The following is a 25,126-nucleotide window of genomic DNA, read 5'->3' as shown; positions in this document are numbered from 1 at the left end:
AAAGCTAAACAAGCCGCGTTCTGCGGCAGCGCTTTTGTAACCACAGCTTGTGGACCTGGGGAAGGAGATTGTATATGGATATAAAAACAGCCGAACAGCGTGTAAAGGAGCTGCATGACACGCTGAATAAATACAGCTATGAATATTATGTGATGGACCAGCCTTCTGTGCCTGATTCAGAATACGACCGGCTGTTAAAAGAGCTGAATGACATTGAAGCACAATTTCCGCAGCTGCAGACACCGGACTCACCGACGCAGCGTGTCGGCGGTGCTGTTCTCGATGCTTTTCAAAAAGTCCGTCATGATACACCGATGCTTAGTCTCGGGAATGCGTTTAACGAAGCAGATTTATATGATTTTGACCGCCGTGTCGGGCAGCTTGTCGGCCACACGGACTACTCCTATGTATGTGAGCTGAAAATTGATGGACTGGCTGTGGCACTTAAATATGAGAATGGCATGTTTGTACAGGGAGCTACACGCGGCGATGGCACGACAGGCGAAGATATTACGGCAAATTTAAAAACGATTCATTCGATACCGCTTCGGCTGTCCAGGTCGCTTACCATGGAAGTACGCGGTGAAGCTTTTATGCCGAAGCAGTCGTTTATCGCCCTTAATGCGATTCGCGATGAAAAAGGGGAAGAGCCGTTTGCGAACCCGCGCAATGCGGCGGCCGGTTCTCTTCGTCAGTTGGATCCGCGCATTGCGGCTTCACGGAATTTGGACATTTTCCTATACGGTATTGCCAATCCAGGGCCGCTCGGCATCAGCGCACATAGCGAAGGGCTGGACCTGCTGGATACACTTGGTTTTAAAACAAATAAAGAACGGCGCGTCTGCAAAACGATTGAAGAAGTTATTTCTTATGTGAAGGAACAATCCGAAAAAAGGAATCAGCTTCCATATGAAATTGACGGAATCGTGATTAAGGTTAATTCGCTTGATCAGCAGGACGAGCTTGGATTTACGGCGAAAAGTCCGCGCTGGGCTACTGCTTTTAAATTTCCGGCAGAGGAAGTTGTCACAAAGCTTGTTGACATTACACTGAGTGTAGGACGCACCGGAGTGGTGACGCCAACAGCGATTTTGCAGCCAGTTCGAGTAGCGGGAACGACAGTTGGACGTGCTTCTCTTCATAATGAAGATTTGATTCGGGAAAAAGACATTCGAATCGGCGATATGGTGGTCGTGAAAAAAGCGGGCGATATTATTCCGGAGGTTGTTAGTGTGCTGGCCGACCGCCGTACCGGTGAGGAGAAGGAATTTCGCATGCCGGATACATGCCCAGAATGCAGCAGTGAGCTGGTCCGTCTTGAAGAAGAAGTAGCACTTCGCTGTATGAACCCACAGTGCCCGGCACAAATTCGCGAGGGGCTGACGCACTTTGTGTCACGCAATGCAATGAATATTGATGGGCTTGGAGAAAAAGTAATTGCACAGCTATACCGGGAAAAGCTGATTAAAGATGTGGCCGATTTATATACGCTGAAGCGTGAGGACTTACTTGAGCTTGAGCGAATGGGAGAAAAATCGGTGGATAACCTACTGTCTGCCATTGAAGCTTCTAAAAGCCGTTCACTTGAGCGCTTGTTGTTTGGCCTTGGCATTCGTCATGTGGGTGCAAAAGCTGCGAGAACACTGGCAATGGAATTTAGTACGATGGATCGCTTGAAAAAAGTGTCAGAAGAAGAATTAACAGCGGTTCACGAAATTGGAAGTAAGATGGCTGATGCGGTTGTGCTTTATTTCAAGCAGCCGGAAGTAGCAGAGCTTATGAAAAAACTAGAAGCTGCAGGCGTTAACATGTCATATGAAGGTCCGGTCCAACCGGTAATCGCAAAAGGAGAGTCACCATTTGCGGGTAAAACAGTTGTGCTGACCGGGAAGCTGACACAGCTGACACGCAATGAAGCAAAAGAGCGGATTGAAGCGCTCGGCGGCAGTGTGACCGGCAGTGTAAGTAAAAAAACAGATCTTGTTATTGCAGGGGAAGAAGCAGGGTCCAAGCTTGAAAAAGCAGAAAAACTCAGTATTGACGTTTGGGATGAGCAACGATTCATGGATGAACTTACAAAATAAGAGGTGGCTTTTTTGAAAAAGAAATGGGTTCTGGCGGCGGTATCCGCCATGCTGCTTGTAGGCGGGTGTGCACCGGCGCTGCAGAACAATGATGAAGTAACGCAGGAAAATGGGGATGAAAAAACAGCGGTTATTCCAACGTACCAAATCTCAGAAAACTTTTATCGGACAATCGTACCGTTCGAGCCGGGCAAGGCACGCGGCCTTGTCGTATCTAACTTAAACACGCGCTATGATATCGTTGAATTTGAAACGGGGCTGATGCGTATTGCCCAGGAAAGCTTTTCGCCAGAGAAGTTTCTCTTTCAAGAGGGACAGGTGCTCGAGGAAGATGTGATCAGATCGTGGCTGAGCCGAAAGTATACAGATGCACAGCTGAAAGAAAATGAACTAACAGCAGATAAAAACCTTGGCTTGAATCCAATTGATACAGGAGAAGGTTCAGTTGATGAACGAAATGAAAGAGCACCGATTTATCTGGCACATATTATGGAGCAGGATTATTTAACAAAAAAAGAAGATAATTCACTGCAGCTTGATGGCATGGTCATTGGGCTTGCGCTGAATTCTGTTCATTATTATCAAAAAGAAGAGTACGGTGCACAGTATGAATTTAAAATGAAAGATGAAACGATTGAAAAAGAGGGAAAAAGAATCGCCGCAGAGGTAGCTGCCCGGCTTCGCGAGATGGATAAAACCAAAAATATTCCGATCACCATTGCCCTGTTCAAGCAGGCACCACAAAACTCAGTGACGGCGGGCAATTTTATTGCTTATACGCATCTGGACCCAGGAGATGCAGACACGTCTGACTGGAAAGCTATGAATGAAAAGTATGTCTTGTTCCCATCCAGCTCGGCGGAAGAAGACCACCGTGAGGATTCTACGTATTTTGCGAACTTTAAACAGGATATTGAATCGTATTTTGACAGCACAAATGGTGTGATTGGACGTGGGCTTTACAGCGGGGAAGAGCTTACAAGCTTGAAAGTTGAGATTCCCATTCAGTTTTACGGAAAAGCGGAAGCAATTGGCTTTACGCAGTATGTAACCGGCCTTGTGATGGAACATTTTCCAGCTTATATTCCGGTAGAAGTAAGCATTACTTCTACGGGCGGTCCGGAAGCACTTATTGTGAAGGAAGCGAATGCGGAAGAGCCTTATGTTCATATTTACGAATAAAAAAAGCTTGAATTCATCCACATGGTTGAATTCAAGCTTTTTTATTTGCCTAAACAAAAAAAGTTGCATATAAGCAACTTCTGTCATACACTAATAAAAAAAACAAAGGAGGGCGCATATGGACGGGAATGTATGGCTCGCGTTCAGCTTAACACTGTTGGCTGGTCTCGCAACGGGTATTGGAAGTGCGCTGGCATTTTTTACATCGCGTACAAACACAAAGTTTCTCGCTTGGGCGCTCGGATTTTCAGCTGGGGTTATGATTTATGTATCGATGATTGAAATTTTTGTGAAAGCGAAAGACGCACTTGTTTTAGAACATGGAGACAAGACGGGCTATTGGCTGACAGTGATCGGCTTTTTTGGTGGTATCCTTTTGATCGCTGTTATCGACAAGTTTATTCCTTCAACAGAAAATCCTCATGAAACCAAAACGGTAGAAGAATTTCACCGGGAGCCGGAGCGGGATGAATACGCGAAACTAAAAAAGATGGGGATGTTTACAGCACTAGCAATTGCTATTCATAATTTTCCGGAAGGGATCGCCACATTTACTTCCGCTCTTCAAGATCCAAGTCTCGGCATTGCCATTGCAGCAGCAGTTGCCATTCACAATATCCCTGAAGGTATTGCGGTCGCTGTTCCGCTTTATTTTGCAACAGGGAATCGGAAAAAAGCTTTTCAATGGTCTTTTTTATCAGGCTTATCAGAGCCGGTCGGCGCATTGGTCGCCTGGGTTATCCTAATGCCTTATTTAACAGATACGATGTTCGGCATTATTTTTGCCGGTGTCGCTGGTATCATGGTTTTTATTTCGCTGGATGAATTGCTGCCAGCCGCCCAAAAGTACGATCAAACCCATATGGCTATTTATGGATTAGTAGCAGGGATGGCAGTTATGGCTTTGAGTTTGCTGCTTCTTTTATAAAATGAAAAACCGGAGGAGTTTATTCTTCCGGTTTTATTTTTTGAATTTTTTAAAAAGTAGTTGGCAACCTGGAAAATCTGTTATATAATACAAAGTGTATTAAACAATCTGTTTTATAACAAAGGGGATGTTTTAAAATGGGGAAAACGGATCAAGAACGGGTAAATCAACTTCAGCAATTATGGCAAGACGAAGCAAGATGGAAAGGCATTGAACGTCCGTATTCAGCAGAAGAAGTAATCAAGCTTCGCGGCTCTATTGATATTGAGCATACACTGGCTAAACGCGGTGCTGACAAACTATGGAGTCTGATTAACGAAGAGGGATTTGTAAACGCACTCGGTGCCTTGACTGGAAATCAGGCAGTACAACAAGTAAAAGCTGGATTGAAAGCGATTTATTTAAGTGGCTGGCAGGTTGCAGCTGATGCCAATCTTTCTGGCCATATGTATCCGGATCAAAGCTTATACCCGGCAAACAGCGTGCCGAGTGTAGTCAAACGAATTAACCAGGCACTTCAGCGCGCGGATCAGATTGCTCATATGGAAGGGGATGAGTCAATCGATTATTTCGCGCCAATCGTAGCCGATGCAGAAGCTGGATTTGGGGGACAGCTAAACGTATTTGAGCTTATGAAAGGCATGATTGAATCGGGTGCCTCCGCCGTACACTTTGAAGATCAGCTTTCTTCTGAGAAAAAATGCGGTCATTTGGGCGGGAAAGTATTGCTTCCTACTCAAGTAGCAGTGAAAAACTTGATTGCAGCCCGTCTTGCAGCTGATGTTATGGGAACACCGACCATCATTATTGCCCGTACAGATGCGGACACGGCTGACTTAATCACCAGCGACATTGATCCTGTAGATGCCAGGTTCCTAACTGGTGAACGTACGTCAGAAGGTTTCTTCCGGACAAAGGCAGGGCTCAATCAGGCGATTGCAAGGGGCCTGGCGTACGCGCCATACGCGGATATGATTTGGTGCGAAACATCTGAGCCGAATTTGGAGGATGCACAGCGTTTTGCGGATGCGATTCATGAAAAATTCCCTGGCAAATTGCTTGCGTACAACTGCTCACCTTCCTTTAATTGGAAAGCGAAACTCGATGATAAAACAATTGAAAAATACCAAGTGGAACTGGGAAAGATGGGTTACAAATTCCAATTTGTTACACTTGCAGGCTTTCATACGTTAAATTACAGTATGTTCCAGCTTGCGAATGAATACAAGACGCGCGGTATGGGTGCTTACTCGGAGCTTCAGCAGGCAGAATTTGCTGCCGAAAAGAAAGGCTACACAGCAACTCGTCATCAGCGTGAAGTAGGGACAGGCTATTTTGATGCCGTGTCGATGACCGTAACAGGAGGCCAGTCTTCAACGACTGCACTGAAAGGGTCAACAGAAGAAGAACAATTCCAGATAAACTAACCGGATACGAACAAAGGGATCTGTCTTGCATTGGGGGATGCGAAATAGATGAGGGCCGTCTTCATTTTGAAGGGCGGTTCTTCTTTTTGTTCACGCAGACTGAAATCGTGGTAAAATAAACTTTGTGCAATTAACAGCGTACAAATTTTTTACGGAGGTGGATTCCATTGACGCGAATTTCAGAAGAACAAGTCCGGCACGTGGCCCATTTGGCACGCCTTGCCGTTACAGATGAAGAAGTGCATACATTTACAGAACAGCTCGATGCAATCATTACATTTGCCGAGCAGCTGAATGAACTCGATACATCAAACGTGCAGCCGACATCACACGTTTTAAATATGAAGAATGTATTGCGAAAAGACGAATCAGCACCGGGACTTGACCGGGAAGAAGTATTGAAAAATGCACCGGATCAGCAGGACGGCCAAATTCGGGTTCCGTCTATTATTGAGTAAGGAGGAGAGACCGTGTCATTATTTGATCACAAATTAACCGAGATTCAATCGATGATCGAAAGAAAAGAAGTATCAATTCCGGATCTCGTGGATGAATCATTCAAGCGCATCGCCGCTGTAGACGGAGATGTAAAAGCATTTCTTGCATTAGATGAAGAGCATGCCCGCAAGCAGGCGGAAGAAGCGCAGGCTGCAGGGAAAACCGGTATTTTATCAGGGATTCCGATTGGCGTAAAAGACAATATTGTGACAAAAGGCCTCCGCACAACTGCTGCCAGCCAAATCCTTCACAATTTTGACCCGATTTACGACGCGACTGTGGTCAATAAGCTTCGCGAAGCAGGAACGATCACTGTCGGCAAATTGAACATGGATGAATTTGCAATGGGGTCATCAACTGAAAACTCAAGCTTCCAAAAAACACGCAACCCATGGAATTTAGCTCACGTGCCAGGCGGTTCATCAGGCGGCTCGGCTGCGGCTGTTGCAGCAGGCGAAGTACCGTTTTCACTTGGCTCGGATACAGGCGGCTCGATTCGCCAGCCGGCTTCTTTCTGTGGTGTAGTCGGCATGAAACCTACATACGGACGTGTATCCCGCTTTGGTTTGATTGCTTTTGCATCGTCTCTTGACCAGATTGGGCCGATTACACGCAACGTAGAAGACAATGCACACCTTTTAGAAGCGATTGTCGGGGTTGATCCGTACGATTCAACCTCTGCGAATGTGCCGGCTGAAAACTTTGCTGCCGGGTTAACAGGCGACATTAAAGGCCTGCGCATTGCGGTACCGAAAGAATACCTTGGAGAAGGTGTTTCAGAAGAGGTAAGACAGTCTGTTCTTGCAGCGCTGAAAGTGTTGGAAGGTCTCGGTGCTACGTGGGAAGAAGTATCTCTTCCGCATTCAAAATACGGTGTGGCCACGTACTACCTGCTGGCGTCATCAGAAGCATCATCCAACCTGGCCCGTTTTGACGGTATCCGCTACGGTTACCGCGCAGAAGGTGCAGAAAACTTAATCGATTTGTACAAAAAAACACGTGCAGAAGGATTCGGTGACGAAGTAAAACGCCGTATCATGCTTGGTACATTTGCGTTAAGCTCAGGCTATTATGATGCGTACTATAAGAAAGCGCAGCAGGTTCGCACGCTGATTAAAAAAGATTTTGAAGATGTGCTTGAAAACTACGACGTCATCATTGGCCCAACAACACCAACACCGGCGTTTAAAATCGGGGAAATCATTGATGATCCGTTAACAATGTATGCAAATGATATTTTAACGATCCCAGTAAACCTTGCAGGGGTGCCGGGTATTTCTGTTCCTTGCGGATTTGCAGAAAACGGTTTGCCGCTTGGCCTGCAGATTATTGGACGCCACTTTGATGAAAAGAACGTATACCGTGTTGCCCATGCGTACGAGCAGGCAACTGATTTCCATAAAGAAAAGCCGAAGCTGTAAAGGAGGGACCACCTGTGCAATTTGAAACGGTAATCGGACTTGAAGTCCACGTTGAATTAAAAACAAACTCGAAAATCTTTTCATCGGCCCCGGCCCATTTCGGTGCGGAGCCAAATACAAATACAACAGTGATTGACCTTGGATATCCGGGCGTTTTACCGGTGATGAATAACAAAGCGGTTGAATTTGCCATGAAAGCGGCTATGGCCATCAATTGCGAAATCGCTGAGGAATCCATTTGGGACCGGAAAAATTATTTTTATCCAGACAATCCGAAAGCGTACCAGATATCACAAAATGATAAGCCGATCGGCGAACACGGCTGGGTCGAAATCGAAGTAAACGGTGAAACGAAACGCATCGGCATCACGCGTCTTCATTTAGAAGAAGATGCGGGTAAGCTGACGCATGCCGGCAAGCATTCCCTTTGCGATTACAACCGTCAGGGAACACCGCTTGTAGAAATCGTATCAGAGCCGGATATCCGCACGCCAGAAGAAGCGTATGCATTCTTGGAAAAATTAAAAGCGATCATCCAGTACACAGAAGTATCCGACTGTAAAATGGAAGAGGGATCGCTTCGCTGTGACGCGAACATTTCAATCCGCCCATTTGGACAGGATGAATTTGGAACCAGAACAGAATTGAAAAACTTAAACTCTTTTAACTTTGTGCGCAAAGGGCTTGAGTATGAAGAAAAACGCCAGGCAGAGGTTATATCTTCAGGCGGAAAAGTAGAGCAGGAAACACGCCGCTTTGATGAATCAACAGGCAAAACCATTTTGATGCGTGTAAAAGAAGGATCAGATGACTACCGTTACTTCCCAGAACCGGATCTGCTTCCAGTTTACATTGACGACGAATGGAAAGAACGTGTCCGCGCATCGATTCCAGAGCTTCCAGATGCACGCAAAAAGCGTTATATGGAAGAGCTTGGACTGCCAGCACATGACGCGAAAATTTTGACGATGTCAAAGGAAATTGCTGATTTCTTTGAAGCAACAGTAGCAGCCGGTGCAGCCGCAAAACTTGCTTCCAACTGGATGATGGGCGAAGTGCCGGCGTACTTGAATGCAGAGAACAAAGAGCTGGCTCAAACGAAGCTGACACCAGAGAACCTTGCTGGCATGATCAAATTGCTTGAAGAAGGAACCATCTCTTCTAAAATTGCTAAAACCGTATTTAAAGAAATTATTGAAAACGGCGGCGATGCCGAAGCGATTGTAAAAGAAAAAGGCCTTGTGCAAATTTCTGACGAATCAGCGCTTTTAAAATTTGTAAACGACGCTTTAGACGCGAACCCGCAGTCTATTGCTGACTTTAAAGAAGGCAAGAAAAAAGCGATCGGCTTCCTTGTTGGACAAATTATGAAAGCGTCCAAAGGACAGGCGAATCCGCAGGCGATCAATAAGCTGCTTGCAGAAGAAATTCAAAAAAGATAATAATTGATCAGACAGAATGGCGCGATTGGAGTTCAATCGCGCCATTTTTATATGGAATTTAGCTGTATTTTCAAAAGAATGGCTTTCTTTTTGGGTTAATTCCAACTTGACTTGTCGGATAAGATCCTTTAAAGTATATATATCTTATAAAAATAATCGGAATTAAACGGAGGCCGGATCATGAGCGAAGAATATACTGTTATCCCAGGTGCTGAATCATTTTATTTAGAAGGAAACGAAATCGGTATCGTTCTTTCCCATGGATTTATTGGTACGCCGCAAAGTGTCCAGGCGGTAGCAGAAGCGTTGAACCAAAAAGGTTTTTCGGTTATTGCTCCACGGCTGAAGGGGCATGGCACGCACCAGGAGGAAATGGAAGCATGTACACGTGAAGATTGGTATCATAGCTATTCAAATGCTTATCGTTTTTTGAAAAAGCGCGGCAAGCGTATTTTCTTAATGGGCCAGTCCATGGGCGGTACACTGACGCTTAAATTTGCGGCCGCTCATCAGGATATTGAGGGTATTATTACGATTAATGCAGCTCTTACATTGCCGTCACTTGATTACTTGCAGCATGATCCGGCTCCTCGTTTTATCCCGGAAGGAGCGCCGGATATAAAAAAAGACGGTGTCCATGAAATCACGTACGAGGAAGCGCCTGTTGCTTCTGTCCGCGAGCTTCAAAAGCTGATGAAAGAGGTGCCGGGCGTACTGCACCGTGTCCGCGTTCCGGCGCTTTGCATTAAATCAGCAATAGATCACGTCGTGCCGCCGGAGAATACATCGTTTATTTACCAGGCGATTTCATCCAAGCAAAAGAAAATCGTCACGCTGCCGAATTCTTACCATGTAGCCACCATGGATCATGATGCGGGACGCATTGTAGAAGAAGCCGCTGCATTTATTGAAGAAACTATCCGAAAACAGTCGGCATTTCGAAAGGTATTGTAAAAAGCGGTCTCCGGATGGAGACCGCTTCAGACTGTAGGCAAATTATATAGATGACCGTGCACATAAATGGAGTGGATCAGCGGCGTTCAGGCAGCTCCGCTTTCCATGGGGCAGGCGCTGAGCCCGACTCCGCCTGCGGCTCCACCGGTCTCAGCTGCCCGCTCGTCCCATAGGAGTCTGCGCTGCCCTCCCGCCGCCAAGTCGCTTGCGACAAGATTGTATGGAGCGAGCAATGTCGTATCTTTCAGTTTAAAAAAGAGAAAAGGTCTAATCAGTCCTTGCTTGTTGATCTGCAACACCACTTAGTGAAGTCCGACAGGCTTCACTTATCGGCTCTCTTTTAAAAGCAAAAGACTTTGTCTATACACTAAAGCGGTCTCCGGATGGAGACCGCTTTTTTAATTGGTTAAAATATTGGCAATCACGTTCACAGCTGTTTTAATTTCATCCTCTGTTACGGTAAGAGGCGGAAGAAGGCGGATTACGTGGGTTCCGGCTGTTAAAATAAGCAGGTTTTGTTCACGCGCTTTGGCTAAAAACGGCCCCGCTTCTTCATTCAGCTCAATACCTACCATTAAGCCGCGTCCCTTTAGCTTTTTAAAAGCAGGATTCTCTTCCAGTGCTTCTTGTAGCAGCGAGTGAATCAGTTCGCCTTTTTTCATCACGTCGGCTAAAAAGGATTCATCGAAAATGGTGTTCAATGTTTCTTTGGCCGCTGCAAGCGCGACCGGGTTGCCGCCGAATGTCGAGCCGTGTGAACCAGCAGAGAACGCTTCGGCAAGGGACGCTTTACCGATAATCGCACCGAGAGGGAAGCCGCTTGCAATTCCTTTTGCAACCGAGATAATATCCGGGTTCAAGCCGATATGCTGAAAAGCAAAGGGCTTTCCGGTACGGCCGATTCCTGTCTGGATTTCATCAATAATCACAAGAGAGCCGTTTTGATGAGCCAGTTCTTCGGCTTTCTTTAAAAAGTCTGCATTTCCTTCATTAATACCGCCTTCACCTTGAATCACTTCAAACATAACAGCTGCTGTATTGTTATCAAGGGCAGCTGTCAAGGAATCAAGATCATTCATCGTCACATACTCAAATGATTCGAGCATCGGGCCGAAGCCGGTTTTAATTTTGTCCTGTCCGGTCGCCGCCATCGTGGCAAAAGTGCGGCCATGGAATGAATCAACGAATGTAATCACTTTTGTCCGGCCAGTTGATTTGCGAGCGAGCTTTATAGCTGCTTCATTTGCTTCAGCGCCGCTGTTTCCGAAAAACACAAGATCAAGCCCGGATGCATCTGCCAGCTGCTTTGCTACTTCTTCCTGCAGCTCAATTTGAAACAAATTTGACGTATGCCAGAACTGGTTTAACTGCTCTTCAACTGCTGTTTTGACATTATCCGGTGCATGGCCAAGGTTGCATACGCTGATGCCAGATGTAAAATCTAAATAGTCCTTGCCGTCTTTTGCTGTTAAATAAGAGCCTTTTGCTTTGACGGGTGTAACATCCCATCTCGCGTATGTAGGAAATAAATGACTCATACCGTTTCCTCCTTTTGAAATAAAGTGCCATGCCAAGTTTCGTTTTCGTAGAACGGCTTCTTGCCGGAGACAATATGAACATGTCCGCAGCTTTCGAGTGCTTTCAAGGCGGTATGAACCTTTGGAATCATCCCGCCGCTGATAACACCAGAATCAATGAGCTCATTTGTCTGGGAAGCAGTGAGAGATGGAATTAGTTCACCATCTTTTAAAACACCGGGCACGTCTGTCACCATAAGAAGGTGGTCAGCTGCAAGAGCATAAGCAGCCGCACCTGCCGCATGGTCTGCATTTACATTCAGCACCGTTCCGTCCGGTCCCTTCGCAATCGGTGTCAGAACGGGAAGAAGGCCAGCTCCAAGGAACAGCTGGAGCACTTCTTTGTTAACAGCTGTCACGTCGCCGACAAAACCGAGCTCTTCCTGGTTGATAAAGTCGGCCTCAAGAATCCCCTGATCGCTTGACTGTACACCGATAGCTGGAATACCTTGTGATGCAAGCATACGAACCAGCTTCCGATTCATGCTTCCAGAAAGAACAAGCTCTGCCGCCTGAAGCACTTCCTCTGATGTAACGCGCAGGCCGTTTTTAAATTCACTTTTTACATCCATTTTTTCCAGCATAGCATTAATTTCCGGACCGCCCCCATGAACAAATACAATTTTGTATCCGTCTGCAATCAACGCCTTCATGCTGTCAAAAAAGCTTTGCGACAATTCTTTTAAAACACTGCCGCCGCACTTTACGACTACGGTTTTCATTGTTCTCCTCCTTTATGGATACATCGGGAGGCCTTTAAGCCCGGCCGTTTCCTCAAATCCAAACATAATATTTGCATTTTGAACGGCTTGTCCCGCTGCCCCTTTTACTAAATTGTCGATCACGGATACAATCACAAGGCGATTTGTCCGTGTATCCACATCAACGGAAATATCACAGAAATTCGAACCAGCAACTTCTTTAATGCCAGGGAACTGCTTTACTGGACGGACGCGCACAAACGGGTCGTTTTTGTACGTGTCGGCATAAAGAGCGTGTGCTTCTTCTGTTGTCATACTACGTGTGAGCGGTGCATACATCGTTGCCATGATGCCGCGTGAGACTGGCAGAAGATGTGTAGAAAATGTAATAGGAGCGGCAGCGTCGTTCCACCAGGAAAGCTGCTGTTCGATTTCAGGAATATGCTGATGTTCATTTACTTTGTAAATACGGAAGTTATCATTCATTTCCGCAAAATGAACAAGAGGAGACAGGCCGCGTCCAGCACCCGATACACCGGATTTAGCATCAATAATAATATTTTTCATATCAATTACACCGTTTTGCACAGCGGGAGCAAGCCCTAAAAGCGTCGCAGTCGGGTAACAGCCTGGATTGGATAAAACCTTCGCTGCTTTAATATTTTCACGGTTCCATTCTGTCAGACCGTATACGGCATCTGCGATAAAATCTTTTGGTGCCGGTTCTTTCTTGTACCATTTTTTATAATCTTCTGTTTCTTTTAAACGAAGATCGCCCGATAAATCAACTACTTTAGCCCGTCCGCCTGCAAGCTTCGGAGCAAGTGAGGCTGCAGCGCCGGATGGCACAGCTAAAAATACAACGTCTGACTCCTGCTTGATTGCTTCTGTATCGATCTTTGTTAATGGAAGCGGGCAAATCTCGGCAAGATGCGGATATTCTTCTGTGACGGGGACACCATCTTTACTGGATGAATAAACAGCATGAAGCTCAAATTGTGGATGATTGGATAAAAGACGTATAAGTTCAATTCCTCCGTAGCCGGAAGCGCCAATAACTGATGCTTTCATAGGAAAACTCCTTTGTATTTTTATTTATATTTATTAATAATTATAAGTTCATTCTTTTTTATTATAGAATTGTACCTGTATGAAATCAACCGATTTTGTCAAATCGGTAGTTTTTGTGCATAATGGAGGGTAGGATGTTTTGAAAATCCGCAACGGAGGAACGAAAAATGAATCTGCAGGAATGGTTTGAAAAAGGACTGACACCTGAAGAATATATAAACAATATGTCGAAGCATAAAGAAAATCTTCTTTATGTATTAAAAAATTTTCATTTATCCAGTGAAGAAGCTTCTCTTATTCATAAAGTAAAAGAAGCTAACTGGCGTGTTATTGTCCTGACGGAAGACTGGTGCGGTGATGCCATGGTAAATATACCAATTTTGCTTGCCATGACAAAAGCAGCGGACATGGACGTCAGGATGCTGCATCGTGATGAAAACCTGGAACTAATGGACCAATATTTAACAAACGGTACATCGCGGGCAATTCCCATTTTTATTTTCATAGATGAAGAAGGAACGGAACAGGCGGTATGGGGACCGCGTGCTCCCGCTGTACAGGAGATGGTGACGCAATACCGTTCATCACTTCCACCGCGTGATCATGAAGATTTCGAGAAAAAAAGCCGCGATATGATCGAAGCGCTGACTGAAACCTACCGGACGGATGAGGCCATCTGGCAGGAGATATACCGCAGCCTTAAAACGACACTTGCGGAACGATTATATTAAGCAGAAAGACTGGGATAATGATGACGAAACGAGCACGAATTATTTACAATCCAACCTCCGGACGCGAGCTCTTCCGCAAGCATTTGCCGGAAGCGCTCGAAAAGCTTGAAAGAGCCGGGTATGAAACATCTGCGCATGCAACGACAGGGGAAGGGGATGCGACCGAAGCGGCGCGAATTGCCTCGGAACGGAAATTTGATGTCGTGATTGCCGCAGGTGGTGATGGAACATTAAATGAAGTGGTGAACGGCCTTGCCGGACAAGAACATCGCCCGAAATTTGGCGTTATTCCCATGGGTACAACAAACGACTTTGCCCGTGCATTGCATATACCGCGTGACATTCAAGGCGCCATTGACGTCATCACAGCGGGTGAAACGATTCCGGTAGACGTTGGGCGCATGAATGATCGTTATTTCATTAATATTGCGGGTGGCGGACGTTTAACGGAGCTTACGTATGAAGTACCCAGCAAGCTGAAGACAATGCTTGGGCAGCTCGCTTATTATTTAAAAGGCATCGAGATGCTTCCTTCGATCAAGCCAACGGATCTCAGAATTGAATATGACGGTGAAGTGTTTGAAGGGGAGTCTCTTCTTTTCCTGATTGGGCTCACGAATTCTGTCGGCGGTTTTGAGAAGCTGGCCCCTGATTCATCGGTTAACGATGGATTGTTTACACTCATTATTTTAAAGAAAACCAATCTGGCAGAATTTATCCGGATTGCAAGTCTGGCCCTTCGAGGAGATCATTTAAATGATCCTCATGTTATTTATACAAAAGCAAAGCGGATTCACGTTCAGTCTGCGGATCCGCTGCTTATTAATCTTGACGGAGAGCTCGGTGGGGAAATCCCGGCTGACTTCGAAAACTTGTACCGTCATCTTGATGTATTTGCACCTATTGAAAAGCTTCGTCCGCAAGATCGAATTTATTAATGAAAGCTGCTTCGGTATCACCGAAGCAGCTTTTTTTTATGTAATATATTTCGTGTGCCGAAAAGGTATGATACAATTAGTTACCTAAGTAACTAATTGGAGGATTGCATGGAAACACACGGATTATTTCATACGATTCATCAGCTGTCGCGCTTGCTGACCAAGCTGGTAAATGAAACCTTGCAGCCGTTCGGGCTTTACAGTGCGCAATGGGCGGTTTTATTTGTATTGAAAACAAAAGGAGCAATGCCGCAGTCAGCGCTGTGTGAGTATCTTGCCGTTGAAGCACCGCCTATGACACGGACGATCCAGCGCCTTGCCAAGCAAGGGTATATCCGGCAGGTGCCGGGTGAAGATAAGCGGATAAAAGTGATTCACTTAACCGAGAAAGCACGTGAGGCCTATCCGGAGTGGGAGCAGGCTGTTTTGTCAATGAATGACCGTCTGCTTGAGCGGGTGCCGGAAGAACAGCGTACGCTTGTACAACTGGCACTTTACGATTGGCTTGGGAAATTGAAAGGGGATTTGCATGAATAAACCAGCACTATGGACAAAAAGTTTTATCGGTATTTCATTAACAAATTTTTTCTTATTTATGACGTTTTATTTTTTGCTTGTAACATTGCCCGTTTATGTACTCCATGAATTGAAGGGTTCAGAAACCGAGGCAGGGCTGGCAACGACTGTTTTTTTAATTTCAGCCATTTTGATTCGATTCGTTTCTGGACAATGGGTGGAGCACTTTGGTAAAAAAAAGGTGCTGATCGCTTCATTGGTTATTTTTTTTATCGCATCTATTTTATATCCATTCACGAATGGATTAGCTGCCCTGCTTGTGCTCCGCTTTTTCCACGGTATCGGCTTTGGGATGGCGACTACTGCCGCTGGCGCTGTTGTAGCAGATATTATTCCAAACTCGCGCCGTGGAGAGGGAATGGGCTACTATGTGATGTCCATGAATTTAGCGATGGCTATCGGTCCATTCACCGGCCTTGCGATTATGAACAAGTGGGATATTCAAGCGGGCTTTACAGTGTGCGCTGCCGTTGCATTGATTGCGCTGTTAATCGGCTTTTCGATGAAAAAGGATACGGTGGACAGCAGACAGCCGGCCAGCCGGTTTAAGCTGGATCTTTCACCAGGGAATTTAATTGAAAAATCCTCCCTGCCGATTGCTCTAACCGGCACATTTTTTGCTGTTGTTTATTCAGCTATTTTATCATTTGTTTCGGTTTATGCCGAGGAGCTACAGATTGGTGCTGTATCCGGGTTCTTTTTTGTGGTGTACGCGATTGTGATTGTACTGTCACGTCCATTCACCGGCCGCTGGTTTGACCGGTACGGGGCGAATGCTATTGTATACCCGTCAATTGTTTTATTTGCAGCAGGACTTCTTTTGCTGAGCCAGGCAGGCGGAGCCGGGCTTTTCCTCGTTGCAGCAGGAGTGATCGGGCTTGGCTGGGGTACTTTATTTCCCGGATTCCAAACGATCGCCATATCGAAGGCGCGCCCCGAGAAAAAAGCGCTGGCGACTGCTACGTTTCTGTCACTCTTTGATCTTGGGATCGGCTTCGGTTCCTTTATTATGGGCATTGCCGCCTCGGGCCTTGGCTTTAAAATGCTTTATGCGGCAAGTGCGGTTTATGTGCTGGCTGGTGTGATCGTTTACTATTTCGTACAAAAAAGCAAAAAAGACCCGGATCATTTTCCGCAATTATAAGCTTTCAGCCTGCCTGCATCGTTTTATTCGATGATGGCAGGCTGTTTTATTTATAAAAAGGGAAAATCGGAAATTAATGCTTTGGATACAAACAGTTTGCAAAAACCAATCGGCCAAGTAAAATATCGGGCACTTCACAAAATGTATATGCTCATTTTTACATGTGGGCCGACGGGTGGATGATGCAACAGGTAAAGATTCGACTTAACCGGCGGTTGTTTACAAAAATTAGCCAGGATAAAAAATGGGCTTTCACCTCTTATCAAAAAAGAAATAAGCTATATATAAAGGGGCTGGAGGAGGAGAGGGAATGACCTGTAGAAGGGGGCTTGGCTTTTTTCTTAAAATATTGAAAGAACAGCAGGATCAATTAAAAGGAATGAAGACAGACATTTGCAGCAGCTTGCTGGCGAAAATATTTGATGCGGATACTATTCCGATTATGCTGAAAACAGGGGATGAGTACTTTGAAGCTGTCGGATCGAAGGATGATCGTCCGTTTACAACAAATTACTTCCGTATTGAACATCTAGATGAAAAGCGAAAAACGGTGACTCTTTCGCTGCTCCAGCCATTGGACGTGAGCTGCGGTACAGCTGTTTGCTTTCACCAACTTTCTTTTTTAGAGCGAACTGATTTATGCGTAACCGTCTGCATTGAAGGAATCAGCGCGATTCAATGTTTGGACATGGAACTGATGATTTAAAAAAACTTTATTGAACCGAAACGGTAAAGAGTTTCTCCGGCTGTTCATTAAACGGGCTGGAGGTTTCTTTTTTCATTAGCCGGACAAGCACAACGGATGCTCCTTGAAAGGAGCGATTTTTTTTTATGTTTGCTACACTAAAGGAAACAAAGAATTGGAAGAAGGAATGGGGATGAATCATGTTTGGGCTTTGTTAGTGCCGTATCGTCTGAGAATGGCCGCTGCCTGGGGATTAATGCTGCTTGAGCTCGCAGTTGAGCTTGTGCTGCCAATTTTAATGGCGAAAATGATCGATGACGGTATTGTGGCAGGAGAAGTGAATTCGATTTTGTTTTGGGGCAGCATTATGATCGGTCTATCACTGTTTTCCTTTGCAGCCGGCATTACCAATTCATTTATTGCCGCCCGGATTGGTCAAAATTATGGATTTGACATCCGGAAAAAATTAATTGAAAAAGTGCAGTCTTTTTCATTTGGCCAATATGGCCACTTTGACACATCTACTTTAATTACGCGAATGACAAACGATGTAACCCAGCTGCAAAATGCCGTGTTTATGAGTCTGCGCATTATGCTGCGTGCACCGCTTATGATCATTTTTGGTACAGCAATGGCACTGTTCGTTCATTTTAAATTAGCGCTTGTACTGCTTGTAACGGTGCCGTTCATGACCTTTTTTATGCTGTTTATGATGCGCAGGGGTGCAGGAATGTTCCGCCGTGTACAGATCAAGCTTGATAAAGTAAACAGTGTCATGCGCGAAAACCTAACGGGCATCCGGCTGATCAGGGCATTTGTCCGCAGCCGGTACGAAACATCCCGGTTTGAGCGGGCCGGCAAGGCGCTAATGGAAGATACAATTGGCGTCATCCGCACATTTGAAAGCATTGTGCCCATTTTAATGCTTGTTATGAATGGCGGTCTTCTTTTTATTTTATGGCTTGGCTTTATGGAGATGCAAAATGGCACGGCTACCACCGGTGAAATTGTCGCGGTCATTAACTACGCGGCTCGGATTATTATTTCATTATCCATATTCACATTTATTACACTTGCTTTTGCGCGCGGAAAGGCATCGGCTGTTCGCATAAACGAAGTGCTCGCAGTGGATCAGGAGCAGCTCCCGGCTGTAACAGAGTCCTATCCGGCAGAAGGGGATCTTTTCTTAGAAAACGTCACTTTCACATATCCAGGCGGTAAAACACCTGTACTCCATTCGCTTTCAATGCGAGTTGAGCGCGGCAGTATAGCCGCTATTTTAGGAGAAACGGGCTCGGGGAAATCAGCGCTGCTTTCCTTGATTCCGCGCTTGTACGAGCCCTCAGAAGGCCGCGTGGCCATTGGCGGGCGGGATGTGAGCCAAATGGATGTCAGGCAGCTCCGGCGTCAAATTGGCTTTGTGCCGCAGGAGTCCCATTTGTTTACAGGATCAATTATTGACAATATCCGCTGGGGAAAAAAGGATGCTACTGATGAAGAGGTAGTCGAAGCCGCACAAAAAGCCCAAATACATGATACAGTCCTTTCACTGCCAGACGGGTACAACACTGTTATTGGCCAAAAGGGTGTCACACTGTCAGGCGGGCAGAAGCAGCGCTTGTCCATTGCCCGGGCCCTGGTCCGCCAGCCGGATATTTTACTGCTGGATGACAGTACGAGTGCACTGGATGTAAAAACGGAAGCAGCGCTAATCAACGCGATTACTTCGCAAAACTGCACGGTGCTGATTGTCACGCAAAAAGTGTCGACCGCCGAACAGGCGGATTGCATTTTTATGATTGAAGACGGCCAAATTGCTGCTTCCGGTACCCACCGGGAACTGGCACGTAAAAACAGCTTATACAGACGCCTGCTGGAGTCACAGGGCAGAGGAGGTGGTATTCATGAAGCATCCGGGTCATAATAATGGAGACGTAAAGCCGCAAATTGGCAACATGTCTCTCACACTAAAGCGGATCGGCCATTATCTGTTGAAGCGAAAAGGAAAGCTGCTGCTGACAATGGTAATGGTGGCGCTCAGCTCTCTACTTGCTCTTGCCGGCCCTTTTTTAACTGGAAAGGCCATTGATGATTATATTGCATCAGGAGATGAGCGTGGGCTGATTGGGCTGCTCGCCGGTTTGGCGCTCGTGTATATCGGCTATTCGGCGGTCAGCTTTTTGCAAAACTACTGGATGGTGGAAATTGCACAAAAAACGGTTTATGAGCTTCGTGATGATTTGTTTCGTCATTTTCATAAGCTGCCGATTTCTTTTTTTGATAAACGCCGCCATGGCGAGCTGATGAGTCGTGTGACGAACGATATTGATAACATAAGCAGTACACTAAACAGCTCGATTATTCAGATAGCATCCGGACTTTTAACACTGGCTGGGTCTATCGCAGTCATGCTTTACTTAAGCCCGCTGCTGACTGCTGTTACCCTGCTTATTATTCCGCTAATGTTTTATGGAATGAAATGGATCACCAGCCGGACGGGACCGAAATTTAAAGAGCAGCAGCGCCATCTCGGTGATTTAAATGGATTTATTGAAGAAGCTATTTCAAGCCGGCATATTGTTAAAATGTTTTCACGGGAAGAAGAAATGATTCATGAGTTTATGGAAAAAAATGAACGGCTGCGTGAAGCGGGCTATATGGCACAGGCGTACTCTGGCTTTATTCCAAAATTAATGAATGTATTAAATAACACCGGTTTTGCAGTCATTGCGCTTGTCGGAGGTATTTTGGCACTGAATGGGCAGGCGACGGTCGGAACCATTGTTATTTTTACTGAATATGCCCGCCAGTTTACGCGTCCGCTTAATGATCTTGCCAATCAATACAATACGATGCTGTCAGCGGTCGCCGGTGCGGAGCGGGTGTTTGATATTATGGATACGGATGAAGCTGTAGACAGAGGAGAAGGAAAGATTCCGCCTCTGGCGGGAGAAGTCACCTTTGACAATGTATCATTTTCCTATGATACGGATAAAAAAATACTATCCAATGTTTCGTTTCATGCTTCACCAGGAGACATGATTGCCTTGATCGGGCCAACCGGGTCCGGTAAAACCACCATCATGAACCTGCTTGCCCGGTTTTATGAGCCAAATGAGGGCCGTATTTTATTTGACGGTATAAACAGCCGGGAGATAAGTGGAAACGCGCTTCGCAGTCAAATGGGGTTTGTACTGCAGGATACGGTCCTGTTTGAGGAAACCGTCATGGAAAATATCCGCTACGGTAGACTGGATGCGACAGACGAAGAAGTAATAGAAGCTGCCAGACAGGCAAATGCCCATTCATTCATTGAAAGAATGCCAGAGGGATATCAGTCTATGCTGCGGCAGGATGGATCAGGAATCAGCCAGGGACAGCGTCAGCTTCTGGCCATCGCCCGGGCGATTTTGGCCGATCCGGTTCTGCTCATTTTAGATGAAGCTACCAGCAGTATCGATACTATTACAGAGCTGCACATTCAAGAAGCACTGGGCCGGCTGATGAAGGGCCGGACCAGCTTTGTCATTGCCCACCGGCTAAATACAATCCGCCGCGCTGACCAGGTAATCCGGCTGAAAAATGGCTGTATTGAGGCTATCGGTTCGTACGAAGAAGTAGCAGCTGCTCAATAAAAAGCACCGCCTTTTTAGAAGGCGGTGCTTTTGGGTTTGGGTCACAGCTCCAATGTTTGTGGAGGCTGTCCTTTTTTGTTCATTAAACGGATTTGCTCGGGTGTGATCTTCAAAATCAATAATTTTGGATCTTCCGGTCCATCAAACCACGATTCTAAATGTTCGTTCCATACTTTTTGTTTTAAGCTTTCGTCATCGGATTCTTGCACTTTTCCTTCAATTTCCACATACTCATCGCCGATCCCTTCGCCATTATAGCCAAGTAAGATATGTGTATACGGATTTTGCTCTACATCTTCTGTTTTATGGGTGTCTTTGCTTGTTGCTGTATACAGCGTTAAATTGTCATTAAAAAAAGTCATATAGCGTGAACGTGGCTTGTTATCATGAATAGTAGCCATCGTCCCCACAAGGTTGTTGTCGATAATGGATACAATTTGATCTTTTAATGAACTCATTTTTATCACTCCTTATGTAAAGTACTATTCCACTTTACAGCAGTTCTAAACAAAAAAAGCACATCCGTGGCGGATGTGCTTACTTTTGTTTAAGATTCAGAATGCAATTTAACTAAAATTTCAACTGTTTTTTTCCTTCATCAACGCTTCGAACCCTTCTGTTACTACATCATCAAGTGAAATAAGTTTTATTACAAGCTTTTCCTCTTGAAAGTAACCTAGCTCCATAACGGCCAGGAAAATATAACGGTATGCAATAATGCCTTTTACAGTCCGTTCCTGCAAAACAACATTTAGTATTTATAATACAAACTATACCAAAAAAGACGAAACTAAAAACGTTTGCCTTGTAAAACTATCATTCACCCCACCGTTTATTTCTGGTGCTGCGCTCTTGACGAAATGGAAGCGAGGGTACTTTTTCAGTTCAATCTAATAGAAGATGATTGCACCAAAAGTCATACACGTTTTTACCGATTAAGGAGACGGTCACAATAATAAACAAAAGCCTTACGTACGAGGTACCTTTTTGAATCGCAAATTTTGATCCGGCCAATGCGCCGAGGACCATGCCACCGCCCATTACAAGGCCGTGACCGACATATACCATGTCGGTCAGCAGGAAAAGCAGGAGAGCCGCAATGTTGCTGCCGAAGTTCAAAAGCTTCGCATTGCCGGCAGACTGCATAAAGTCAAAACCAAGCAGCAAAAAAGCAAACAGCATAAAAGAACCGGTGCCGGCGCCAAGAAAGCCATCGTAAAAACCGATCACCAAAATTGCTGACGCAAACAGAATCGCTCTTTTTCCGCTTCCTTTTTGATAAGTGGAAACGCTGCCCCAGTCCTTTTTGAAAACTGTATAAATCGCTACCACAGTCAGCAGAATAAGAATGAGCGGCTTCAACAAATCTGGTGAAACATGCTGAACGGTTAGCGCCCCGAAAATGGAGCCGATAAACGCAAGTGGAAACAACCGGCCTGCGAGCCGGAAATCCACTTTTCCTGCCCGCACAAATGCAATTGTGCTTGTGAGCGCCCCCATTGTGCTGGCCAGTTTATTCGTGGCGACTGCTGTGGCCGGTGGAAGCCCTGCCGCGAGCAAAGCGGGAATCGAAATCAAGCCGCCGCCTCCGACGACTGCATCGATAAAGGCGGCTAAAAAGCCAAAAAAGAAAAGCATGATCATAACGGACTCGTCCAATCATCTCATCTCCTGTTAGATAGTTACTACTATAATAGTAACTAATATTTTTTCGGTTGTAAACATGATATGATGGAATCAAGAAGAGGCCATGGAGGAGAACATGAACGGAATGATCGAGAAAATACAGGAGATGGGCTTTAATCAGTATGAATCCCAGGCGTATGTGACGCTTGTAAAATGCGGTACCTCAACAGCGTATCAGGTCAGTAAAGAATCCGGTATTCCGCGGGCGCGGGTATATGACGTATTAAAAAGTTTAGCCGCACGAGGAGTCGTCATTCAGGAGAAGAGTGGCAAAAGTACGCTCTATTCACCGCTTCCGGTAGATGTATTTTTGGCTTCCATTCAATCAAAATGGGAAGCGACGTTTTCATCGGTCGGTGAATCATTAAAAGCACTAGAAATTGTGCAGCCAGAGCCGGACAAACGGGTTGCTTCCATTCATGGGGAAGAACCGATTTTGGCATTTTGTGAAACAATGCTGCAAAAAGCTGAACGAAAAGTGATTCTTTCCATGTGGAGCGGGATGTACAAAATGCTCCAACCGCTCTTGAAGAAAGCCGCACATCGTTGTAAGATGAAGGGTATCGTTTTTCAAGTAGAGCAGCCAATCAGGGGACTCGATGTACATCGCCAGACAAGCTTCGTTGAAGAAATCGGACAGGACAAATGGTTTATTCTGTCGATTGACGGTAAGGAAATGCTGTATGGACCGTCTGTTGAGCAGCGGGCTACCGCATTTTATACGGATGATCCGGTTCATATTTATTTGTTGGAAAATTACGTCTGGCATGATATTTTAGTGAATCGTCTTGTAAAGGAAAAAGAAATGGAAAAATGGATTTCGGCTGAGCGGGAATCGTTTTTCAAATAGAAAGAGGAGAGTAATTGTGGCAAAGATTCAAGCTCCGGTTCAAAAAGGTGATATCGTTCATGTAACGGTGGCCGATTTGACACATGAAGGAAAAGGGGTAGCCAAAGTTGACGGCTATCCATTATTTATAGAAGGTGTTCTGCCAGGGGAAACAGGAGAAATTCAAGTAACAAAATTAAACAAAGGGTACGGATTCGCCAGGCTGATCCGACTGGACAAGGCGTCACAGGAGCGGGTTGAGCCGCCTTGTCCCGTATATGATGAATGCGGCGGCTGCCAGGTGCAGCACTTATCCTATGCAGGACAAATGGATATGAAATACAACCAGGTGCGCAATGTGATCGATCGGATCGCCAAGCTGCCGGACGTGCCTGTGCATCCAGTGCTTGGCTTAGAGGACCCGTGGCGCTACCGAAACAAAGCACAGGTCCCGGTGGGGCTGTCGGCTGAAGGCCGGATTGTCGCTGGCTTCTTCAAAAAGCGCTCACACGACATTATTGATATGACAGAATGCTTGATTCAGCACACGGAAAGCGATGTTATCATTCAAAAAGTAAAAGACGTCTGTGCCGCTAATGGGGTTATGCCTTATGACGAAGGCCGCCATAAAGGCGTGCTTCGTCATGTGATGGCACGGATCGGCTATCAAACCGGCGAAAAAATGGCTGTGCTGATCACACGCACCAATGAAATTCCAAATAGGGAGGCTATTATTGAAGGCATCCGTCAGGCCATTCCGGACATTACCTCTATCGTCCAAAATGTGAATGCAGAAAAAACGAATGTTGTTTTTGGCAATGTGACCCGTACTTTGTTTGGAGAAGATGTAATTTACGATACAATCGGCGATATCAAGTTTGCGATTTCGGCCCGGTCGTTTTATCAGGTTAATCCGGTCCAGACGGAAGTGCTGTACAATAAAGCGCTCGAGTATGCCCAATTAACTGGTGAGGAAACCGTGATCGACGCTTATTGCGGCATTGGTACCATTTCTCTGTTTCTTGCGCGAAAAGCAAAGCAGGTGTACGGAGTCGAAATTGTACCGCAGGCTATTGAAGACGCAAGGAAAAATGCGGAGCTCAACGGCATTAAGAACGCTTATTTTGAGGCGGGAAAAGCAGAGGAAGTCATTCCAGCCTGGTACAAGCAGGGCATCAAGCCGGATGTGATCATGGTGGACCCGCCGCGCAAAGGCTGTGACGAAGCATTGCTGGAAACGATTTTGAAAATGAAACCGAGCCGGGTTGTATATGTATCATGTAATCCAGGTACGCTTGCCCGTGATCTTCGTGTTTTAGAAGACGGTGGATATAAAACGCGTGAGGTGCAGCCGGTGGATATGTTTCCGCAGACGGTGCATGTAGAGGCAGTAGCTGTTTTAGACTTATTGTAACAGGGTTTTGAAGCAGGGAAGGACAGTTAACCTCATTCCCTGCTTTTTTATTTTGTTTATGAAGCGCTATCTAAATGTAGAGCGATTAAAGGGTATAGGCAGCTTTAAATATGCTGTTTTAAAAAAGAAAAAGGTTCTACATTGGACAGGTTTTTCGGCAAAAACTATAATGGGTATACTGTGTATAAAAAGTACTTATTCAA

23 protein-coding genes and 1 pseudogene are annotated in these 25,126 nt (G+C 45.6%); 17 read left to right on the top strand and 7 right to left on the bottom strand.

All coding sequences use genetic code 11. The annotated features are described in order from the left end of the window. Nucleotides 1-74 precede the first annotated feature (74 nt). From ligA to VP97_RS11105, 8 genes are all read left to right on the top strand, one after another. Nucleotides 75-2,084, top strand: coding sequence for an NAD-dependent DNA ligase LigA (ligA, locus tag VP97_RS11140; protein WP_050181924.1), 2,010 nt, complete (start codon nucleotides 75-77; stop codon nucleotides 2,082-2,084). 12 nt (nucleotides 2,085-2,096) lie between these two features. Further along, nucleotides 2,097-3,266, top strand: a complete 1,170-nt coding sequence (locus tag VP97_RS11135) for a CamS family sex pheromone protein (protein ID WP_245629876.1) — start codon at nucleotides 2,097-2,099, stop codon at nucleotides 3,264-3,266. Nucleotides 3,267-3,384: 118 nt separating this feature from the next. Beyond that, nucleotides 3,385-4,194 (top strand): zinc transporter ZupT, encoded by an 810-nt coding sequence (gene zupT / locus VP97_RS11130; protein WP_050181921.1) that lies wholly within the window; start codon nucleotides 3,385-3,387, stop codon nucleotides 4,192-4,194. A gap of 137 nt (nucleotides 4,195-4,331) precedes the next feature. Next, nucleotides 4,332-5,621 carry an isocitrate lyase gene (gene aceA / locus VP97_RS11125; protein ID WP_050181918.1) on the top strand — a complete coding sequence of 430 codons (1,290 nt, stop codon included), beginning with the start codon at nucleotides 4,332-4,334 and terminating at the stop codon, nucleotides 5,619-5,621. Nucleotides 5,622-5,788: 167 nt separating this feature from the next. Beyond that, complete coding sequence (gene gatC / locus VP97_RS11120) at nucleotides 5,789-6,079, top strand: Asp-tRNA(Asn)/Glu-tRNA(Gln) amidotransferase subunit GatC (RefSeq protein ID WP_050181916.1); 291 nt, start codon at nucleotides 5,789-5,791, stop codon at nucleotides 6,077-6,079. A gap of 12 nt (nucleotides 6,080-6,091) precedes the next feature. Then, entirely contained in the window at nucleotides 6,092-7,540 is a 1,449-nt protein-coding gene (gatA, locus tag VP97_RS11115; RefSeq protein WP_050181914.1) for an Asp-tRNA(Asn)/Glu-tRNA(Gln) amidotransferase subunit GatA, read from the top strand. Between the two features lie 14 nt (nucleotides 7,541-7,554). Continuing rightward, nucleotides 7,555-8,982 (top strand): Asp-tRNA(Asn)/Glu-tRNA(Gln) amidotransferase subunit GatB, encoded by a 1,428-nt coding sequence (gene gatB / locus VP97_RS11110; protein WP_050181912.1) that lies wholly within the window; start codon nucleotides 7,555-7,557, stop codon nucleotides 8,980-8,982. 180 nt (nucleotides 8,983-9,162) lie between these two features. Continuing rightward, nucleotides 9,163-9,936: an alpha/beta hydrolase gene (locus VP97_RS11105; protein WP_050181910.1), complete on the top strand. Its 774-nt coding sequence runs from the start codon at nucleotides 9,163-9,165 to the stop codon at nucleotides 9,934-9,936. A gap of 86 nt (nucleotides 9,937-10,022) precedes the next feature. On the opposite strand, the gene VP97_RS11100 is transcribed toward VP97_RS11105, so the two are convergent. The 4 genes from VP97_RS11100 to argC form a co-directional block, all read right to left on the bottom strand. Beyond that, on the bottom strand, nucleotides 10,023-10,238 hold the full coding sequence (locus VP97_RS11100) for a hypothetical protein (RefSeq protein ID WP_050181909.1): 216 nt from the start codon (nucleotides 10,236-10,238) through the stop codon (nucleotides 10,023-10,025). Nucleotides 10,239-10,334: 96 nt separating this feature from the next. Continuing rightward, nucleotides 10,335-11,474, bottom strand: coding sequence for an acetylornithine transaminase (locus VP97_RS11095; RefSeq protein WP_050181908.1), 1,140 nt, complete (start codon nucleotides 11,472-11,474; stop codon nucleotides 10,335-10,337). After that, entirely contained in the window at nucleotides 11,471-12,235 is a 765-nt protein-coding gene (gene argB / locus VP97_RS11090) for an acetylglutamate kinase (protein WP_050181907.1), read from the bottom strand. The genes VP97_RS11095 and argB overlap by 4 nt, the downstream gene beginning before the upstream one ends. 12 nt (nucleotides 12,236-12,247) lie before the next feature. After that, nucleotides 12,248-13,285, bottom strand: coding sequence for an N-acetyl-gamma-glutamyl-phosphate reductase (gene argC / locus VP97_RS11085; RefSeq protein ID WP_050181906.1), 1,038 nt, complete (start codon nucleotides 13,283-13,285; stop codon nucleotides 12,248-12,250). Between the two features lie 167 nt (nucleotides 13,286-13,452). Here argC and VP97_RS11080 point away from each other — a divergent pair, with 167 nt between their 5' ends. The 7 genes from VP97_RS11080 (at nucleotide 13,453) to VP97_RS11050 (ending at nucleotide 20,994) form a co-directional block, all read left to right on the top strand. Then, nucleotides 13,453-14,016: a thioredoxin family protein gene (locus VP97_RS11080; protein ID WP_050181905.1), complete on the top strand. Its 564-nt coding sequence runs from the start codon at nucleotides 13,453-13,455 to the stop codon at nucleotides 14,014-14,016. 20 nt (nucleotides 14,017-14,036) lie between these two features. After that, nucleotides 14,037-14,954, top strand: a complete 918-nt coding sequence (locus VP97_RS11075) for a diacylglycerol kinase (protein WP_050181983.1) — start codon at nucleotides 14,037-14,039, stop codon at nucleotides 14,952-14,954. A 108-nt stretch (nucleotides 14,955-15,062) separates the two neighbouring features. Continuing rightward, nucleotides 15,063-15,491, top strand: coding sequence for a MarR family winged helix-turn-helix transcriptional regulator (locus VP97_RS11070; protein ID WP_050181904.1), 429 nt, complete (start codon nucleotides 15,063-15,065; stop codon nucleotides 15,489-15,491). Then, nucleotides 15,484-16,674, top strand: a complete 1,191-nt coding sequence (locus tag VP97_RS11065; protein WP_050181903.1) for an MFS transporter — start codon at nucleotides 15,484-15,486, stop codon at nucleotides 16,672-16,674. Before VP97_RS11070 ends, VP97_RS11065 begins: the two co-directional genes overlap by 8 nt. A gap of 310 nt (nucleotides 16,675-16,984) precedes the next feature. Continuing rightward, the gene (locus VP97_RS11060; protein ID WP_050181902.1) at nucleotides 16,985-17,380 is read left to right on the top strand and encodes a CotY/CotZ family spore coat protein; all 396 of its coding nucleotides are present in this window, start codon (nucleotides 16,985-16,987) and stop codon (nucleotides 17,378-17,380) included. 172 nt (nucleotides 17,381-17,552) lie between these two features. Continuing rightward, nucleotides 17,553-19,283, top strand: coding sequence for an ABC transporter ATP-binding protein (locus VP97_RS11055; protein ID WP_050181982.1), 1,731 nt, complete (start codon nucleotides 17,553-17,555; stop codon nucleotides 19,281-19,283). Continuing rightward, nucleotides 19,264-20,994: an ABC transporter ATP-binding protein gene (locus tag VP97_RS11050; RefSeq protein ID WP_050181901.1), complete on the top strand. Its 1,731-nt coding sequence runs from the start codon at nucleotides 19,264-19,266 to the stop codon at nucleotides 20,992-20,994. Before VP97_RS11055 ends, VP97_RS11050 begins: the two co-directional genes overlap by 20 nt. Nucleotides 20,995-21,035: 41 nt before the next feature. Here VP97_RS11050 and VP97_RS11045 read toward each other — a convergent pair whose 3' ends face one another. The 3 genes and pseudogenes from VP97_RS11045 to VP97_RS11040 form a co-directional block, all read right to left on the bottom strand. After that, the gene (locus tag VP97_RS11045) at nucleotides 21,036-21,452 is read right to left on the bottom strand and encodes a pyridoxamine 5'-phosphate oxidase family protein (RefSeq protein ID WP_050181900.1); all 417 of its coding nucleotides are present in this window, start codon (nucleotides 21,450-21,452) and stop codon (nucleotides 21,036-21,038) included. An 89-nt stretch (nucleotides 21,453-21,541) separates the two neighbouring features. Further along, nucleotides 21,542-21,746 (bottom strand): annotated as a pseudogene (locus tag VP97_RS24505) (butanediol dehydrogenase); the annotation flags it as partial. A 133-nt stretch (nucleotides 21,747-21,879) separates the two neighbouring features. Beyond that, nucleotides 21,880-22,638: a TSUP family transporter gene (locus tag VP97_RS11040; protein ID WP_050181981.1), complete on the bottom strand. Its 759-nt coding sequence runs from the start codon at nucleotides 22,636-22,638 to the stop codon at nucleotides 21,880-21,882. Between the two features lie 118 nt (nucleotides 22,639-22,756). Between VP97_RS11040 and VP97_RS11035 the strand changes: the two genes are divergently transcribed. Further along, nucleotides 22,757-23,530, top strand: a complete 774-nt coding sequence (locus VP97_RS11035; RefSeq protein WP_050181899.1) for a TrmB family transcriptional regulator — start codon at nucleotides 22,757-22,759, stop codon at nucleotides 23,528-23,530. Nucleotides 23,531-23,546: 16 nt separating this feature from the next. Continuing rightward, nucleotides 23,547-24,923 (top strand): 23S rRNA (uracil(1939)-C(5))-methyltransferase RlmD, encoded by a 1,377-nt coding sequence (gene rlmD / locus VP97_RS11030; protein ID WP_050181898.1) that lies wholly within the window; start codon nucleotides 23,547-23,549, stop codon nucleotides 24,921-24,923. Nucleotides 24,924-25,126 lie beyond the last annotated feature (203 nt).

The sequence above is a fragment of the Domibacillus robiginosus genome (assembly GCF_000966195.1).
GTDB lineage: Bacteria > Bacillota > Bacilli > Bacillales > Domibacillaceae > Domibacillus > Domibacillus robiginosus.
The sequence above is the reverse complement of the archived record's forward strand: the minus strand, read 5'-3'. Positions and strand labels throughout refer to the sequence as shown.